Source organism: Aliikangiella sp. G2MR2-5 (genome assembly GCF_015687155.1).
GTDB lineage: Bacteria > Pseudomonadota > Gammaproteobacteria > Enterobacterales > Kangiellaceae > Aliikangiella.
In genome coordinates, this window is the sequence record NZ_JADPQF010000004.1 from 258,260 (window position 1) to 273,067 (window position 14,808).

Annotated in this window: 15 protein-coding genes; 6 read left to right on the forward strand and 9 right to left on the reverse strand. The window is 43.0% G+C overall.

The genetic code is table 11. From position 1 onward, the window contains the following. Positions 1-4 precede the first annotated feature (4 nt). Genes IYN84_RS14150 through rhlB form a run of 3 tightly spaced genes read right to left on the reverse strand, consistent with a single transcriptional unit; the run spans position 5 to position 2,185 of the window. On the reverse strand, positions 5-568 hold the full coding sequence (locus IYN84_RS14150; protein WP_196139890.1) for a DUF1285 domain-containing protein: 564 nt from the start codon (positions 566-568) through the stop codon (positions 5-7). Positions 569-581: 13 nt separating this feature from the next. After that, positions 582-824 carry a sulfurtransferase TusA gene (gene tusA, locus IYN84_RS14155; RefSeq protein WP_196139891.1) on the reverse strand — a complete coding sequence of 81 codons (243 nt, stop codon included), beginning with the start codon at positions 822-824 and terminating at the stop codon, positions 582-584. Continuing rightward, positions 821-2,185 carry an ATP-dependent RNA helicase RhlB gene (gene rhlB, locus IYN84_RS14160; protein ID WP_196139892.1) on the reverse strand — a complete coding sequence of 455 codons (1,365 nt, stop codon included), beginning with the start codon at positions 2,183-2,185 and terminating at the stop codon, positions 821-823. Before rhlB ends, tusA begins: the two co-directional genes overlap by 4 nt. 258 nt (positions 2,186-2,443) lie before the next feature. Here rhlB and trxA point away from each other — a divergent pair, with 258 nt between their 5' ends. The 4 genes from trxA to IYN84_RS14180 all read left to right on the forward strand — a co-directional run bounded on the left by trxA (position 2,444) and on the right by IYN84_RS14180 (position 6,671). Beyond that, on the forward strand, positions 2,444-2,770 hold the full coding sequence (gene trxA, locus IYN84_RS14165) for a thioredoxin TrxA (protein ID WP_196139893.1): 327 nt from the start codon (positions 2,444-2,446) through the stop codon (positions 2,768-2,770). Positions 2,771-3,187: 417 nt separating this feature from the next. Then, positions 3,188-4,447 carry a transcription termination factor Rho gene (gene rho, locus IYN84_RS14170; RefSeq protein WP_196139894.1) on the forward strand — a complete coding sequence of 420 codons (1,260 nt, stop codon included), beginning with the start codon at positions 3,188-3,190 and terminating at the stop codon, positions 4,445-4,447. A gap of 23 nt (positions 4,448-4,470) precedes the next feature. Continuing rightward, positions 4,471-5,949, forward strand: a complete 1,479-nt coding sequence (ubiD, locus tag IYN84_RS14175) for a 4-hydroxy-3-polyprenylbenzoate decarboxylase (protein ID WP_196139895.1) — start codon at positions 4,471-4,473, stop codon at positions 5,947-5,949. After that, entirely contained in the window at positions 5,946-6,671 is a 726-nt protein-coding gene (locus IYN84_RS14180; protein ID WP_196139896.1) for a hypothetical protein, read from the forward strand. The genes ubiD and IYN84_RS14180 overlap by 4 nt, the downstream gene beginning before the upstream one ends. 60 nt (positions 6,672-6,731) lie before the next feature. On the opposite strand, the gene IYN84_RS14185 is transcribed toward IYN84_RS14180, so the two are convergent. The 6 genes from IYN84_RS14185 to IYN84_RS14210 all read right to left on the reverse strand — a co-directional run bounded on the left by IYN84_RS14185 (position 6,732) and on the right by IYN84_RS14210 (position 12,362). Continuing rightward, a complete protein-coding gene (locus IYN84_RS14185) occupies positions 6,732-7,577 on the reverse strand; it encodes an ABC transporter substrate-binding protein (protein WP_196139897.1) in 846 nt (281 codons plus the stop codon). A gap of 225 nt (positions 7,578-7,802) precedes the next feature. Continuing rightward, positions 7,803-8,651 carry an RNA polymerase sigma factor RpoH gene (gene rpoH, locus IYN84_RS14190; protein ID WP_196139898.1) on the reverse strand — a complete coding sequence of 283 codons (849 nt, stop codon included), beginning with the start codon at positions 8,649-8,651 and terminating at the stop codon, positions 7,803-7,805. Between the two features lie 254 nt (positions 8,652-8,905). Further along, on the reverse strand, positions 8,906-9,880 hold the full coding sequence (gene ftsX, locus IYN84_RS14195; protein WP_196139899.1) for a permease-like cell division protein FtsX: 975 nt from the start codon (positions 9,878-9,880) through the stop codon (positions 8,906-8,908). Beyond that, complete coding sequence (ftsE, locus tag IYN84_RS14200) at positions 9,873-10,568, reverse strand: cell division ATP-binding protein FtsE (protein ID WP_196139900.1); 696 nt, start codon at positions 10,566-10,568, stop codon at positions 9,873-9,875. Before ftsE ends, ftsX begins: the two co-directional genes overlap by 8 nt. 114 nt (positions 10,569-10,682) lie before the next feature. Then, on the reverse strand, positions 10,683-11,834 hold the full coding sequence (ftsY, locus tag IYN84_RS14205; RefSeq protein WP_196139901.1) for a signal recognition particle-docking protein FtsY: 1,152 nt from the start codon (positions 11,832-11,834) through the stop codon (positions 10,683-10,685). Between the two features lie 153 nt (positions 11,835-11,987). Then, a complete protein-coding gene (locus IYN84_RS14210) occupies positions 11,988-12,362 on the reverse strand; it encodes a VOC family protein (protein ID WP_196139902.1) in 375 nt (124 codons plus the stop codon). Positions 12,363-12,546: 184 nt separating this feature from the next. Here IYN84_RS14210 and IYN84_RS14215 point away from each other — a divergent pair, with 184 nt between their 5' ends. Both IYN84_RS14215 and hppD read left to right on the forward strand, forming a co-directional pair. Next, a complete protein-coding gene (locus tag IYN84_RS14215) occupies positions 12,547-13,707 on the forward strand; it encodes a homogentisate 1,2-dioxygenase (RefSeq protein ID WP_196139903.1) in 1,161 nt (386 codons plus the stop codon). A 16-nt stretch (positions 13,708-13,723) separates the two neighbouring features. After that, complete coding sequence (hppD, locus tag IYN84_RS14220) at positions 13,724-14,767, forward strand: 4-hydroxyphenylpyruvate dioxygenase (protein WP_196139904.1); 1,044 nt, start codon at positions 13,724-13,726, stop codon at positions 14,765-14,767. Positions 14,768-14,808 lie beyond the last annotated feature (41 nt).

Below are 14,808 nucleotides of genomic sequence, written 5' to 3' on the forward strand. Positions count from 1 at the left end.
TTGACTAATCCTGCTGGCATGTGCCAAGGTTAAAATCTATTCCATTTGACCGGATATAAACTTGATGCGTGTCATCATCCTGTCGAATTGAGGCTTGTTCAAGCAAACGATAGTAGCAACTGCGGTTGAATCCTGCATACAGGTTTCGTCGAACTAAGACTGCAGGTAGTTGTTGGCCCAGAAAGCTTGAGAGTATCAACCGCTCAGGAGAGGCTATCTGAATTTTATTTTTACAGTTATCGAGACATTCTAACTGGAGCCCCTTATGACCTTCACACCAGTCAAAATCCACAATGGTGAAAGGTTGCCACTCAACTTCAATCCCCAGCTTTTCAACTGGTGTTACCAGGTAATATTTTTCGCCTTCTCTTTTGATAACTCGAGAGAAAAGTTGTTTCATTTTTGCATGAGTAAAGGGGGTGCCCTGATATATCCATTGGCCGTCCGCTTTTATTGTGAGTCCCATTTCTCCGCAATAATCAGGATTCCACTTTTCCACGGGGGGCATAGGTGAGTCGCCAATGGCTTTTATCAAGGATTCTGGAGGAGAATTTGATGCGGATTTCAACCTTATCTCCTCTTTAGGCGCCTTTCTCAATCCAGTAACGAAAAGGTGTTTGACTGGTATCTTTTAAAAGTAGTCGATGATCCATAAATTCACAGAAATTAGGGACGTCTCGTTTGGTTGCAGGATCATCTGCGATGATCAGAAGTACCTGTCCCTTTGAGAGTGTGCGCATGGATTTACGGATCATCATCACCGGCTCCGGACAGCGCAGCCCTTCAGCTTCTAACGTGAGGTCGACTGCAATTTTTTCGCTCATTCGCGAGAATCCGTCGTGCTTGTCTGAGTTGAGGTAGAGGAGTCTGTACTCGAGTTTGTCGCTTTCTCTTTTGGATTGCGCTCTGTTACATTATCATCCCGGTTTTTAGTTCTTTGATTTCCTGATGAACGTTGAGACTGGTTTCTGTTACCTGCTCTTCTCCGTTTATCAGCCGTTGCTGGCGGTTTGATATCTGCTAACAGATTTGGAGTGACTTCCGCTGTGGGCAGGCTAAAACCTATATATTTTTCAATAGCTGGTAAATTAAATGCGTTGTCTTCCCCTGCAAATGAAATTGCATCGCCTTCTGCTCCTGCGCGCGCGGTTCTGCCTATTCGGTGGACATAATCTTCAGCATCGTCTGGCAGGTCAAAATTAAAAACGTGACTTACTCCGGTAATATGCAATCCGCGAGCGGCGACATCAGTAGCGATTAAAACGTCGATAGTGCCTTTTTTAAGTTCTTCAAGTAGACGAATTCTCTTTTTCTGCGGTACATCACCTGTAAGTAGTCCGGATTTAATTCCGTTACCTTTCAGTGTTAACCAGACCTTCTCCGCCTGTCGCCTGGTATTTGTGAATATCATCGACTTCTCTGGCTGGAGTTTATTCATGAGGCCAATAAGTAGCGGGAGCTTCTCTCGGTTGGCGGGGTAATAGAGTTCTTGCTTGACGCGATCAGCAGTAACCTGCTCTGCCTCTACATGGATGTGTTGCGGGTTATTCATATGCTCGTATGCTAGTTCCTTAACCCTATGGGATAAGGTGGCGGAAAATAACATGCTAAGCCTTTCTTTCGCTGGTGGCATTTTTCGGAACAGGTAGCGAATATCACTGATAAAGCCAAGATCAAACATGCGATCAGCTTCATCTAGAACCACACAATCTAGAGCATAGAAGTTATAAACGCCTTGCTTAAAGTAATCAATCAAACGACCGACAGTTCCAATCAAAATATCGCAGCCACTTTCGATATCATTGCGCTGCTTTTCATAATCAGCGCCGCCGAAGACTACGCAAGGCTTCAGCTTGGTGTATTTTGCCAGTTTTTTGGCGTCTTCATAGATCTGGATAACCAGTTCTCGAGTAGGGGCTATAATGAGTGCTCGCGGTTCATTTGCGCTACGCTCTTTGGTTTCCGGCAAGGTTAAAAGCTCATCAAGAATAGCTAACAGGAATGCATTGGTTTTACCGGTACCTGTTTGTGCTTGTCCGGCTACATCGTTTGATTCTAGCAGTAAAGGAATTGTTTGAGCCTGAATCGGAGTTGCATATTCATATCCCAAATCATCCAGCGCCCTTTCAAGCGAAGGATGTAAGCCCATGTTTTTAAATGCAGTTGTTGATAAATGGGTAACCATTGTAAATTTTTTCCTGATTTGGGTGTCTGTCGTTCAAAGTCTTATCATTGCTTCTTTCGTCAGGAAGGGAGCAATTACCGAAGTTGTCAATTGAATAATTCTATGGAGAATTTTCGATCTTCAGTTGCAACTTCCCCCTTGTGATAGCAGAATAGAACCCAATAATGATAAGTGAATGAAAAACGCATCATAGCATTTCGCTTTGAATCGAGCGAATGCTGTTTGCACCAGTGTTGCTATTTTAGGAGAAGAAAATACATGAGCGACAAGATTGTTCAATTGACCGATGATACTTTTGAAGCCGAGGTGCTTAAGTCAGACCTGCCAGTTCTAGTCGACTTTTGGGCAGAGTGGTGTGGTCCGTGCAAAATGATTGCTCCAATTCTTGATGAATTGGCGGAAGAGTATGATGGTAAAGTTAAGATCGGTAAGTTGAATATCGATGAAAATCAGGCGACAGCCCCTCAGTATGGTGTTCGCGGTATCCCGACATTAATTTTGGTCAAGAATGGTGCCGTTGAAGCACAACAGGTCGGTGCTGTAAGCAAGTCTCAGCTTGCTGCGTTTCTTGATAGCAATATCTAGCACGTCAGCTTTTTAAGACCCTGTTCTTAAAGCTTTTTATCTCGCTATGGGCAGATTTTTGCTGCCCATTGGCAAAAAGTTGGACAATCTGTTCAATAAGTGCTACTTTTCAAATATCAGCACATTGGGGACCTTTCAGGTAATTTTGTGTTGTTTCAAGAATAAACTTCAAATTGTCATTTTCCTCTGTTAGCTAAACCTAAAGATCACTACATTTGTGTCTGGGTATTTAAGTTTGCACTGGGGAAATCGTCTACAACGTTAAATTGTTTTTCATTGACAGGAACATCAATTACGAGAAACGAATATTCGATTGTTGTTTAAGCCGCATCCGTCCGGCCTTTTGCTCGGTCACTGTACTTACCCACAATCAATTACACAAAGCCACATCTACTCGCAAAGTATAAAAGTAATCCTATGAATCTAACCGAAATCAAACAGTTATCAGCAGCAAAGCTGAGTGAAATGGCCAAAGACGCCGGACTTGATGATGTCGCTCGAATGCGAAAGCAGGACATTATCTTCGCCATCCTTAAAAATCACGCCAAAAGCGGTGAAGATATTTTTGGGGATGGTGTATTGGAAATACTACCTGACGGATTTGGTTTCTTACGAAATGCTGGCTCATCCTACTTGGCTGGGCCCGACGACATATATGTCTCGCCGAGTCAAATTCGTCGTTTTAGCTTAAGAACCGGGGATACAATTTCGGGCAAGATTAGGCCTCCAAAGCATGGTGAACGTTATTTCGCTTTGTTGAAAATAAAAGAAATCAATTTTGATAGCCCTGAGAATGCGAAAAACAAGATTCTTTTTGAAAACTTGACCCCTCTTCACCCTGATGAACGTATGGTGATGGAGCGTGGAAATGGATCGAGTGAAGACATTACCGCTAGGGTCATAGACCTGGCTTCTCCTATTGGTAAAGGACAGAGAGCGTTGGTGGTATCGCCTCCTAAAGCTGGTAAGACGATGATGATGCAAAATATAGCGCAATCGATTACCGCAAATAATCCTGATTGTGTCTTGATAGTTCTGCTTATTGATGAACGCCCAGAAGAAGTTACGGAAATGGAGCGATCTGTACGCGGTGAAGTCGTTGCTTCTACATTTGATGAACCCGCGAGTCGACATGTTCAGGTTGCTGAAATGGTTATAGAAAAAGCCAAACGACTGGTTGAGCATAAAAAAGATGTGGTAATTTTGCTCGACTCGATCACTCGTCTGGCGCGAGCTTACAATACTGTGGTTCCTTCTTCTGGCAAAGTGCTGACAGGTGGTGTTGATGCCAATGCTCTGCAAAGACCAAAGCGATTTTTCGGAGCTGCAAGAAATATTGAAGAAGGCGGGAGTTTGACCATTATCGCAACCGCTCTGGTAGATACCGGCTCTAAAATGGATGAAGTAATTTACGAAGAGTTTAAAGGAACCGGTAATATGGAGCTTCATCTGGATCGTAAGATTGCAGAAAAACGTGTATTCCCCGCGATTAACTTTAATCGTTCAGGTACTCGTAAAGAAGACTTGTTGACTACCCCGGAAGAGCTGCAAAAAATGTGGATTTTACGCAAAATCATCCACCCGATGCAGGAAATCGAAGCCATGGAGTTTTTGGTTGATAAATTAGCCTTAACCAAAACCAATGAAGAGTTTTTTAATTCGATGAAAAGAAAGTAGCCTGTGTCAGGTGAAATAACAGGATGCTTTCACAATCAGTCAAATACCGGGATTTAAGAGATTTTATCGCTCATCTGGAAAAGTTGGGCGACTTGAAAAGAATTTCTCACCCAGTCGATCCCAACCTTGAAATGACCGAGATCGCCGACCGCGTGTTACGCGCGGACGGTCCTGCGTTGTTGTTTGAAAATCCCGTGGGCTCAGAAATACCGGTATTGGCCAACCTTTTTGGCTCCACCAGAAGAGTGGCTGCAGCTATGGGGTGCGATGATGTATCGCAATTAAGAGACGTCGGAAAGTTATTAGCATTTTTAAAAGAGCCTGAACCCCCTGCAGGCCTTAAAGATGCCTGGGAAAAAGCCCCTATTTTCAAACAGGTGCTTAATATGAATCCCAAACTGGTCAAAAGTCCTGATTGCCAGACTGAAGTTGTTGAAGGCGATGCGGTTGACCTGTCACAAATCCCTATTCAGACTTGCTGGCCAGGCGATGCAGCGCCCTTGATTACCTGGGGACTTGTTGTCACTAAAGGTCCTGACCAGGTGAGGCAAAATCTGGGAATTTATCGTCAACAAGTAATAGCCAAGAATAAGGTGATCATGCGCTGGTTATCTCATCGTGGTGGAGCTCTGGATTTCAAGGCTTGGCAAAAAGCACATCCCGGAGAACCATTTCCTGTGAGTGTTGCTCTAGGTGCAGATCCGGCAACTATCTTGGGAGCCGTAACACCGGTACCAGACAGTTTGTCTGAATACGCTTTTGCAGGGTTACTCCGTGGCGAGAAAACTCGAGTCGCGAAATGTTTGAGTAATGAGCTGCAAGTTCCTGCGAGTGCTGAATTTGTGCTTGAAGGATTTATTTTTCCTGATGAAACCGCTCCGGAAGGACCCTATGGTGACCATACCGGTTACTATAATGAAGTTGAAGAGTTTCCAGTATTTACAATTGAGCGTATTACCAGCAGAAAAAATCCTATTTATCATTCTACCTATACCGGTAGGCCGCCTGATGAACCCGCTATTCTCGGTGTTGCACTGAATGAAGTTTTCGTACCGTTATTACAAAAGCAGTTTCCAGAAATAGTCGACTTTTATCTGCCTCCAGAAGGCTGTTCATATCGTATGGCTGTGGTAACCATGAAAAAGCAGTATCCAGGGCATGCCAAACGGGTAATGTTGGGAGTATGGAGTTTTCTACGCCAGTTTATGTATACAAAATTTGTAATAGTGACCGATGATGACGTTAATGCGAGGGACTGGAACGATGTTATCTGGGCATTGACGACCAGAGTTGATCCAAGTCGTGACACTACAATGATTGATAATACACCAATCGATTATCTGGACTTTGCTTCACCAGTTTCCGGTCTAGGATCTAAAATGGGTATAGATGCTACTAACAAGTGGCCTGGTGAAACAGAGCGAGAATGGGGTGAGCCCATAGTTATGGACCCGGCAGTTAAGCAGCGAGTAGATGAGATGTGGGAGAAATTAGGTTTATGAATGAGATTAAAGGTAAGACTCTCGACATCAAGCAATTGACCGAAGAAATTTACAGAATCAGAATAGCGCCTGAAGGCAGTAGTGTTTTTCCTTTTAAAGGCGGGCAATACTTGTATCTTCAGATGTGTGATGGAAAACGTATTCCTTTATCAATCGCAAGCCCGCCGGAAGAAAAAAAGTTCATAGAGTTACATATTCGCAAGATTCCAGGGCATCCACTGGCAGAAGAAATGCTCAAACTTTTTGAATCTAACAAGCGAATTCACCTTGATGGTCCATACGGCGAGTGCGTTCTCCAAGCTGGCAGCAATCCGGTAATTATTATTGCTGGTGGTACGGGCTTTTCTCCGATGAAAGCTTTGCTTGAAAGTGCATTTGCACAAAAAATAGCACGCCGTTTTGAACTATATTTAGGTGCGCAAAATGAAACCCAACTCTATCAGAAAAAAATAGTCGAGAGCTGGAAAGTTGATAGCGGCGAGTTTAAGTTTATACCGGTTGTTGCAGAGCCTGGCGATGCATGGCAGGGTGAGAGCGGATTTCCGCATGAAATCGCCATTTCAAAATGGCGGCAAAAGTTGTCTGAGTGCGAGGTTTTTATCTCGGGCTCGGAAATGATGGTTATGAATGTTTTTCAAGCTCTAAAAACACAAGGCGTACCAGTTAACCAGATCCACTCTGATATTCTGGATATTAAAAGAGATATGGGAGAAGAGCTCTAGTGATAGCAATGAGCCCAAAAATCTAGTCAAAGCACTTTTGGGCTGTTCACCAGTCGTATTTTAATGGTGACTATATTTGTCCAGAATTTTCTTGTAGGCGCCACTTTCTTTTAAACGTTTAAGAGCATCATTAAATGCCGCAACTGTTTCTTCGTTTACGCTATTTTTACTAAACATTATTGATACATCACCACTATGAATTTCAAGTGGATGGGCGATTATTTGTTCCTGCAAACCTTTTCGTCTAATCGTATATGCTGCAACAAAAGGATCTTCGAGAAAGCCGTCGATATTGTTTTGTATCAAGTTATAATAGTTCACTTCTGTCGTTGGCACGCTGGTAAATTTGCTGGCAAGTTCCGGTATATCTTGTAGCTGAGTAACCTGGTCGCCATAGATATAATCCTGAGTAACGCCGAGCCTGAACCCTTCTTCCAGCAGTTGTTTGAGCGATTTGTTCTTATATTTTTCTGACTCGCCACTTCTGACATATAGAATAAAAGATTCGTGACGATAGTAATCTGAGAAGCGCGCAAACTGCTCTCTGGCAACCGTTTTTGTTGCACCGCCGAGCAGGTCAATACTACCATTACGTATCCCGTTAAGTAGGTTCATCCAGCTCTTTTGAACAAACTTAAGTTCGCAGCCTGCTTCTTGAGCTATCGCTCCTACCAATTCAATTTCCAAACCTCTGACCTTATTATCTGGAGACAAGTATTGGTAGGGCTCCCAAGGATCCCATCCCATGTTGAGCTGGCATTTAGATAAGACTGACTCTACTTTGGGAGGCGCTGTTTCTTGCTTGGCAACTGCTTTTTCTTTTTTTTCGGGTTTAGGTGCTTCACCACAACTGATGACTAGCATGGACAGTATGGTGACCAGGCAGTAGGTTAACTTTCTTATCATCCTGCACTCCAACTTGTAGACTGATCTTGTTTGGTCATTTTCGTTATCTCTCTATTTCAAGTGTAGTTCACAGTTAATTAATTAACAGGCGAATTTGCATAAAAAGAAAGATTTTTAAATGCGAGAAGATTATCCAGTTTAAGAGAATTTTCTTGTAGACATTAAAAAAGGCGCCAATTGGCGCCTCTTCGTAATTTACTGCTAGTAACCACTTACTTTAGCTGCTTAACTCATTGCAGATTTTAGTTTATTCATCGCATTCTTCTCTAACTGTCGAATACGCTCTGCAGAAACCTGATATTTTTCAGCAAGCTCCTGTAATGTTGCTTTATCTTCACTTAACCAGCGAGCCGCTAATATTTGTTGGCTTCGCTCATCGAGTGTTTTCATTGCACTCATTAATCGTTGCTGATTAAAGTTTTCCCAGTTTTCCTGTTCGAGCTTTTGCGCAGGATCTGTTTCTGGAGATTCCAGATAGGCTGCTGGTGCAAAACTACTTTCTTCATCTGCATCATTTGGTAAATCGAAAGCTGTGTCGCGTGAATTTAACCTGCTTTCCATACGACGAACTTCAATTTCTGATACGCCTAAATCTTCTGCAACCGCCTTAACTTCTTCATTATTTAGCCAGTTCAGCGATTTCTTTGCACCTCTCAAGTTGAAGAATAACTTTCTTTGCGCCTTGGTGGTTGCGACTTTTACAATGCGCCAGTTCTTCAATACAAACTCATGAATCTCAGCTTTTATCCAGTGAACCGCGAAAGAAATCAAGCGTACACCAACTTCAGGATCAAAGCGCTTAACAGCTTTCATTAAGCCAACGTTACCTTCTTGAATGAGGTCTGCTTGAGGTAGGCCATATCCACTATAGCTGCGAGCAATATGAACTACAAAGCGTAGGTGAGACAAGATAAGTTCACGAGCGGCGTTTAAATCACCCTCTTGTTGGTATCTTGTTGCCAGCTCTTTTTCATCTTCTGAGGAGAGCACTGGCACTGAGTGCACCACAGTAACATATGACTCAATATTACCTTGTGGTACAGACATAGCGATTGTTGCTAATGCTTTACTCATAATTTAAATCCTCTTGCGTTAATCAAGCAAGTTATTTGCCTTTATGCGCGACTTAATAAATCCGCCACAGGCAATTCTAATTGCTTGCTAGTTTAGCACTCTAAATTCAAGAGTGCTAATTTTTTAGCACTTATCCTATCAGAGTGCTAAAAATCCAAAAAGTTTCGTTATGAAACAAATTGTTACCCCCCTATTTAATGAAAAAAGTGAGGTCATTAAGGGGATTGGCGATTGTCCAAATAGAGTGACCTGGTCTATCTGGGCTCAATCTGACGAATATGGCGGCCTACACTTAACCAGGAGCCAAGTAAGCCGAGAAAGCAGCTGATCGCGATTAGTTGAGTGCTCTGGCCAAAATTGAGGCCTGCTAGTTTAAATTGACTCTGGTAGAGCCCCGCCAGTCTGGCGACCGGAGCCTCCAGCCAGATTAGTGAAACAAGTAAGATTAGCCAGCAGGCAATGCCTGCCAGTAGACCGTACCAAAAGCCAGTATAGAGAAAAGGACGACGAATGAAGGCATCCGTTGCGCCGACCAATTTAACAACTTCTATTTCCTCTCTTCTATTTTGAACCGATAGTCGAATAGTATTTCCGACTATCAGCAAAACGGCAAGAGCTAGCACCACACCTAACGCTGCAGATGCTTTTTCTGCAAGTTGAAGCATAGCGTAAAGTCGCTTTACCCAGTCCAGGTCCAATTTAGCCAGTTCTACCTCTGCAAAAGTTTTGAACTCGGCTAATAGGAGTTCTGAAGTCTCGGGTGTCGAGAATTCGAAAGTGGGTTGAACAACCAGTACGGGAGGCAATGGATTGGAGTCTAGTTGGTTGATAGCATCTGCAAAGCCTGATGCTTTCTTAAAGTCCTCCATGGCTTGCTCAGGCGAAATTACTTCTACTGTCGAAACTCCCTTAGTTTGTCTAATGCGGCTGGCTAATGTATTTAATCGTTGTTGTGACACATCAAGCTTTAAATACAGAGATATTCTGCTCACTCCATCCCAACTGTTTGACAATGTCTTTCCGTTATCCAGCAAGATCTGAAGCCCCGCGGGTAACGCTAAAGCGATCGCTATAACCATTACGGTCATTAAGTTAGAAAACGGATTGGAAAAAATTTCGATTATTCCGCGCTTGGCTTCTATTTTGTGTAGCCTTGCCAGCATTCTCAGCCTGGCGCCAAGGCTAGCACCTTGAGATAGACTCGCTCCGGTCAGATTCTCATTACTCATGAGCAGCCGCCTCCGAGTTTACTTCGTCTATCTGATCCTGAACCAGACGTCCTTCTTTCATTACGAGGGTTCGATAGTGCATCTGAGCGATAAGGCTTAGGTCATGCGATGCGATTAGCAGGCTCACTCCTACCTGATTAAACTGTTCGAACAAGTGCATAATCTCAGAAGAAAGTTCAGGATCGAGGTTTCCTGTTGGCTCATCTGCGAGTAACAACGGGGGTTTATTGACTACGGCTCTGGCTATCCCTACTCTCTGCTGCTCACCGCCTGAAAGCATAATTGGAAGATGCTTCTCTTTGGATAGCAGCCCAACTTTATCCAGTGCAGCTCTGACTCTTCGGCCTATTTCTCTGTGTGGATATCCCGCGATCATTAATGGTAAAGCGACATTGTCAAAAACATTCCGGTCAAATAACAGTCGGTGATCCTGAAAAATCATGCCAATATCACGTCTGACCTGAGGTATTTTTCTCCTGCTGGTGCGATTGAGGTTCTTGTTGTTAACTATTACCTGACCGGAAGTCGCTCGTTCCATCAAGCAAATAAGTTTAAGCAAAGTACTTTTACCTGCACCGGAATGGCCGGTTAGAAAAGCCATTTCACCATCTTCGAGAGTGAAATTAACTTTTTTCAGGGCTTCCTGGCCATTGGGATAGCGTTTGGATACTTCCGCGAATTCGATCATTAGTTAACCTGAATATTGCTATTTTTTTCTAATGTGCAGGTGACTTCCTGCACTTCAAAAGAAGAGCTTTGGGCCATATTTATCACCAAAGACAATATAGTTCCGGTAAAACTATCAGGAGAACAATGCGTCGATATAGTCTTTTGCGTTAAACGGTCTCAAGTCTTCTTTACTTTCCCCTACCCCAATATAGCGGATTGGTAGCTTCATATTATCAGCAAGAGCGAATACAACGCCACCCTTGGCTGTGCCATCCAGCTTGGTAATCGTAACGCTGTTTAGTGCTACGGCTTTATTAAATTCTTGCGCCTGTACCAATGCATTCTGTCCGGTGCCCGCATCGACAACCAACATTACTTCATGCGGAGCTGTTGCATCGACTTTAGCCATAACACGCTTAACTTTGGAAAGCTCTTCCATCAAGTTGCTTTTATTGTGTAAGCGACCTGCAGTATCGGCAATGACTATATCTACCTGCCTTGCTTTGGCAGCTTCAACAGCGTCATAAATGACTGAGGCACTATCTGCTCCGGTATGTTGCGCAATAACCGGGACCTGGTTGCGCTCACCCCAGGTTTTTAATTGTTCGACGGCCGCTGCTCTAAAAGTATCGCCTGCGGCTAGCATTACCGACTTACCCTGAGATTGAAACTGGTGTGCCAGCTTACCTATGGTTGTCGTCTTACCAACGCCGTTAACGCCGACCATCAAAATAACGAAGGGTGTTTCTTGTTGTGGAATTTCGAGTGGTTGCTGTACCGGGTCAACAATATCAAGTAACAGAGCCTTTAACCGATCCATAAGGGCCTGAGTATCTTTAAGTTCTTTCCGATTGGACTTTTCAGTTAAATCATCAATGATTCGACTGGTAGTCTCTACCCCGACATCAGCCATCAACAGCAAGGTCTCGACTTCTTCCAGTATTTCTTCGTCGATCTCTTTCTGACCTAATACTAAATTTGCCAGACCCTCACTAAATTGAGAACGCGTTTTTAACAGTCCGTTTTTAAGTCTTTGAAAAAAAGACTGTTTTTCACTCTCTTCCTGCTTCGTATCCTCATTTCGCAGGTATTTGGACTCCTCTGCCAGGTTTCCTGTTGTACTGTGAGTGGATATTTGCTCCCCATCAGTATCACTGGCTGGCAAATTTACTAGCTGGCTCTGCTCATTAGGGGGTTGTTCGACACCATTTTTTTCTTCTGGCTGAGTTTTTTTACCTTTGAAAAGGCCAAAAAAGCCTCTTTTTTCCTTTGATTTTTCCGACATGGAATTCACTTATATACAACTGACTGAAAAAACAGATGTAATGCTATCACTTTCTTGACTGACCGACTATGTTTATCCCCGATAGCAGAAAGCCGGGCAAGCCCCCGACAGGAAATCTGTGGTAACTGACTAGGGAACCATAACTGACGAGGGCTAACTAGCTGGTGGTTGCCACAGCTCAACTTTATTGCCCTCGGGGTCGAGTATCCAGCCAAAGTGCCCAAACTCGCTTGATTCTGTTTCCGCCAGCACTTCACATCCTTTTTCTTCCAGTTCTGCACGAATTTCTTCCAGATTATCGACCATCAGGTTAAACATAAAAGGCTTATTGCTAGGTAAAAAGTATTCAGTGTCGGCTTTGAAACTTCCCCACACCTGATATCCCCGCTGAGGGAGATCTTCCAAATTAAAACTAACTCCGGTTGGAAAAGAGAGGTCGAAACCCAGATAGTCACGATACCACTCAGCGAGCTTTTCCGGATTATTCGCCTTAAAAAAAATGCCGCCTAGTCCAAGTACTTTAGCCATTCGATTAATTCCTTTAAAAAGTAGAACAGCCAATATCATAGCCCAGATTCAGTGCAAAAAGCTTTCCCAGTAACTCAATCAAATATCTAGATATAATTAGTAAAAAGAATATCCTTTTTTTTGTTTGTTTTAGCACGTAGACTAACCAATCTTTTAAGTCCTTAATTAAATTAGGGGTATTTATATGCCTTTTTATATCAAACAGGGAAAAATTCCGGCGAAGCGCCACGTTACTTTCTATCGAGATGACGGCGAGCTATACCGTGAAGAGCTTTTCTCGACACACGGCTTTGCCAATATCTACTCAAATAAATACCACTACAATATGCCCACCAAAGTACTCAAGGTTGAGCCTTATGAAGTAAACCATGGGGTTGAGTGGAAAGATGCAATGCTGCAAAACTACAAGATCCATACTTATCGTGGGGAATCGAGTGGAAACTTCTTTAGCGCGCGTCGACAACAGGTATTTAATAATGATGTCGCTCTGTACACTGCCAGGGTGACTGAAGATACGAATGATTTTTACCGGAATGCCTATGCTGATGAAGTGATTTTTGTACACGAAGGTACCGGTACACTGACCAGTGAGTATGGAAATCTGGAAATTCAGAAATGGGACTACCTTGTTATTCCGAAAGGGACGACATACCAGCTAAAGTTTGACAGCTATGATGAAGTCAGACTGTTTGTAATCGAGTCGCCAACGATGGTGACTATTCCTAAACATTTCAGAACCCCTACAGGCCAGTTACTGGAAAATGCGCCCTACTGTGAGCGCGATATTCGAACGCCTGAGCTGCAGGAAGCGATTGTTGAAAAAGGTGAGTTTCCCCTTGTTATTAAATATGGTGAGAAATATCAGAAAAGCATTCTGGAATGGCATCCTTACGATCTGGTTGGTTGGGACGGAGCCTGTTACCCATGGGCATTCAATATTCAGGATTATGCTCCGAAGGTGGGCAAAATTCATTTGCCTCCAAGTGATCACTTGATCTTTACCGCAAACAATTACGTAGTTTGCAACTTTGTGCCACGTTTATACGATTTTCATCCGGAAGCTATTCCAGCGCCTTACTATCACACCAATATAGATAGTGATGAAATTCTTTATTACGTCGACGGTGACTTTATGAGTAGAACCGGAATTGAAGCCGGCTCTATTACGCTACACAAGAAAGGCGTACCTCACGGCCCACAGCCAGGAAAAACAGAAGCCTCTGTGGGTAAAAAAGAAACATACGAATACGCAGTCATGGTGGACACTTTTAATCCACTAAAAACTACAAATCATTTTAAAGACTGTATGGAACAGGATTACAACCAGAGCTGGTTAGAAGATTAAACTTACGGAGAAAAAAATGTCAGCGCAACCAATGAATAACCCTCTAAATTTACGTGGTATATTGTTCACTGAATTTTGTTCAGCCGATACCAAATTTATGCACGATGTTTTTATGGATTTTGGATTTTCAATGTTGAAAAAATTCAAAGGTAAAGACATTACTTACTATCAGCAAAATAACATTCATTTTTTGCTCAACGGTGAAAAGAATGGTTTCTCGGCTGAGTTTACTAAAGCACACGGGCCTGCAATTTCATCAATGGGTTGGAAAGTTGACGATGCGGAGTTTGCATTAGCTGAAGCACTCAAGCGCGGCGCGAAGGAAGCAGAAACTAAAGACTTTCCTTATCCAGCAATCTACGGTATCGGTGATAGCTTGATCTATTTCGTTGACAAGTATGAAGGTGACGACAATATTTTTGCGACAGATTTTGAGGATTTGTCAGAACCAGTGGTAAATGAAAGCAAAGGTTTTATCGAGATCGATCACCTGACCAACAATGTTTACAAAGGAACGATGGAAAAGTGGGCTAACTTCTACAAAGATGTGTTTGGCTTTGAAGAAGTCAGGTATTTCGATATTAAAGGCGTTAAAACTGCACTTTTATCTTATGCTCTTGCTAGCCCATGCGGAACTTTCTGTATTCCAATTAATGAAGGTAAAGACGATAACAACAATCAGATCGATGAGTATCTCGACATTTACGATGGACCAGGTGTGCAGCATCTAGCTTTTAGAACTGAAGATCTTGTTGCTTCATGTGATGCACTCAAGGGTTCTTATATTGAAACATTGGATATTATTCCCGAATATTATGACACTATCTGGGAACGTGTGCCCTGGGTTAAAGAGGATAAAGAGCGTATCAAGCATCACCAGATCTTAGTGGATAGTCAAGCTGACAATACTTACCTGTTACAGATCTTTACTAAGAATTTATTCGGCCCTATTTTCATCGAAATGATCCAGCGTGAAGGCGACCGTGGTTTTGGAGAAGGTAACTTCCAGGCCCTGTTCGAGTCAATCGAGCGGGATCAAGAGCGTCGTGGTGTTATTTAATTTAAGTATGCATCTGTGAAAGGGAGCCACTGGCTCCCTTT

Bases quoted from the DNA above. Each gene is read 5' to 3' on its own strand.
- tusA (WP_196139891.1), bottom strand. From the start codon at position 824: ATGAGCGAAAAAATTGCAGTCGACCTCACGTTAGAAGCTGAAGGGCTG.
- rhlB (WP_196139892.1), bottom strand. From the start codon at position 2,185: ATGGTTACCCATTTATCAACAACTGCATTTAAAAACATGGGCTTACAT.
- trxA (WP_196139893.1), top strand. From the start codon at position 2,444: ATGAGCGACAAGATTGTTCAATTGACCGATGATACTTTTGAAGCCGAG.
- rho (WP_196139894.1), top strand. From the start codon at position 3,188: ATGAATCTAACCGAAATCAAACAGTTATCAGCAGCAAAGCTGAGTGAA.
- ubiD (WP_196139895.1), top strand. From the start codon at position 4,471: ATGCTTTCACAATCAGTCAAATACCGGGATTTAAGAGATTTTATCGCT.
- IYN84_RS14180 (WP_196139896.1), top strand. From the start codon at position 5,946: ATGAATGAGATTAAAGGTAAGACTCTCGACATCAAGCAATTGACCGAA.
- IYN84_RS14185 (WP_196139897.1), bottom strand. From the start codon at position 7,577: ATGATAAGAAAGTTAACCTACTGCCTGGTCACCATACTGTCCATGCTA.
- rpoH (WP_196139898.1), bottom strand. From the start codon at position 8,651: ATGAGTAAAGCATTAGCAACAATCGCTATGTCTGTACCACAAGGTAAT.
- ftsX (WP_196139899.1), bottom strand. From the start codon at position 9,880: ATGAGTAATGAGAATCTGACCGGAGCGAGTCTATCTCAAGGTGCTAGC.
- ftsE (WP_196139900.1), bottom strand. From the start codon at position 10,568: ATGATCGAATTCGCGGAAGTATCCAAACGCTATCCCAATGGCCAGGAA.
- ftsY (WP_196139901.1), bottom strand. From the start codon at position 11,834: ATGTCGGAAAAATCAAAGGAAAAAAGAGGCTTTTTTGGCCTTTTCAAA.
- IYN84_RS14210 (WP_196139902.1), bottom strand. From the start codon at position 12,362: ATGGCTAAAGTACTTGGACTAGGCGGCATTTTTTTTAAGGCGAATAAT.
- IYN84_RS14215 (WP_196139903.1), top strand. From the start codon at position 12,547: ATGCCTTTTTATATCAAACAGGGAAAAATTCCGGCGAAGCGCCACGTT.
- hppD (WP_196139904.1), top strand. From the start codon at position 13,724: ATGTCAGCGCAACCAATGAATAACCCTCTAAATTTACGTGGTATATTG.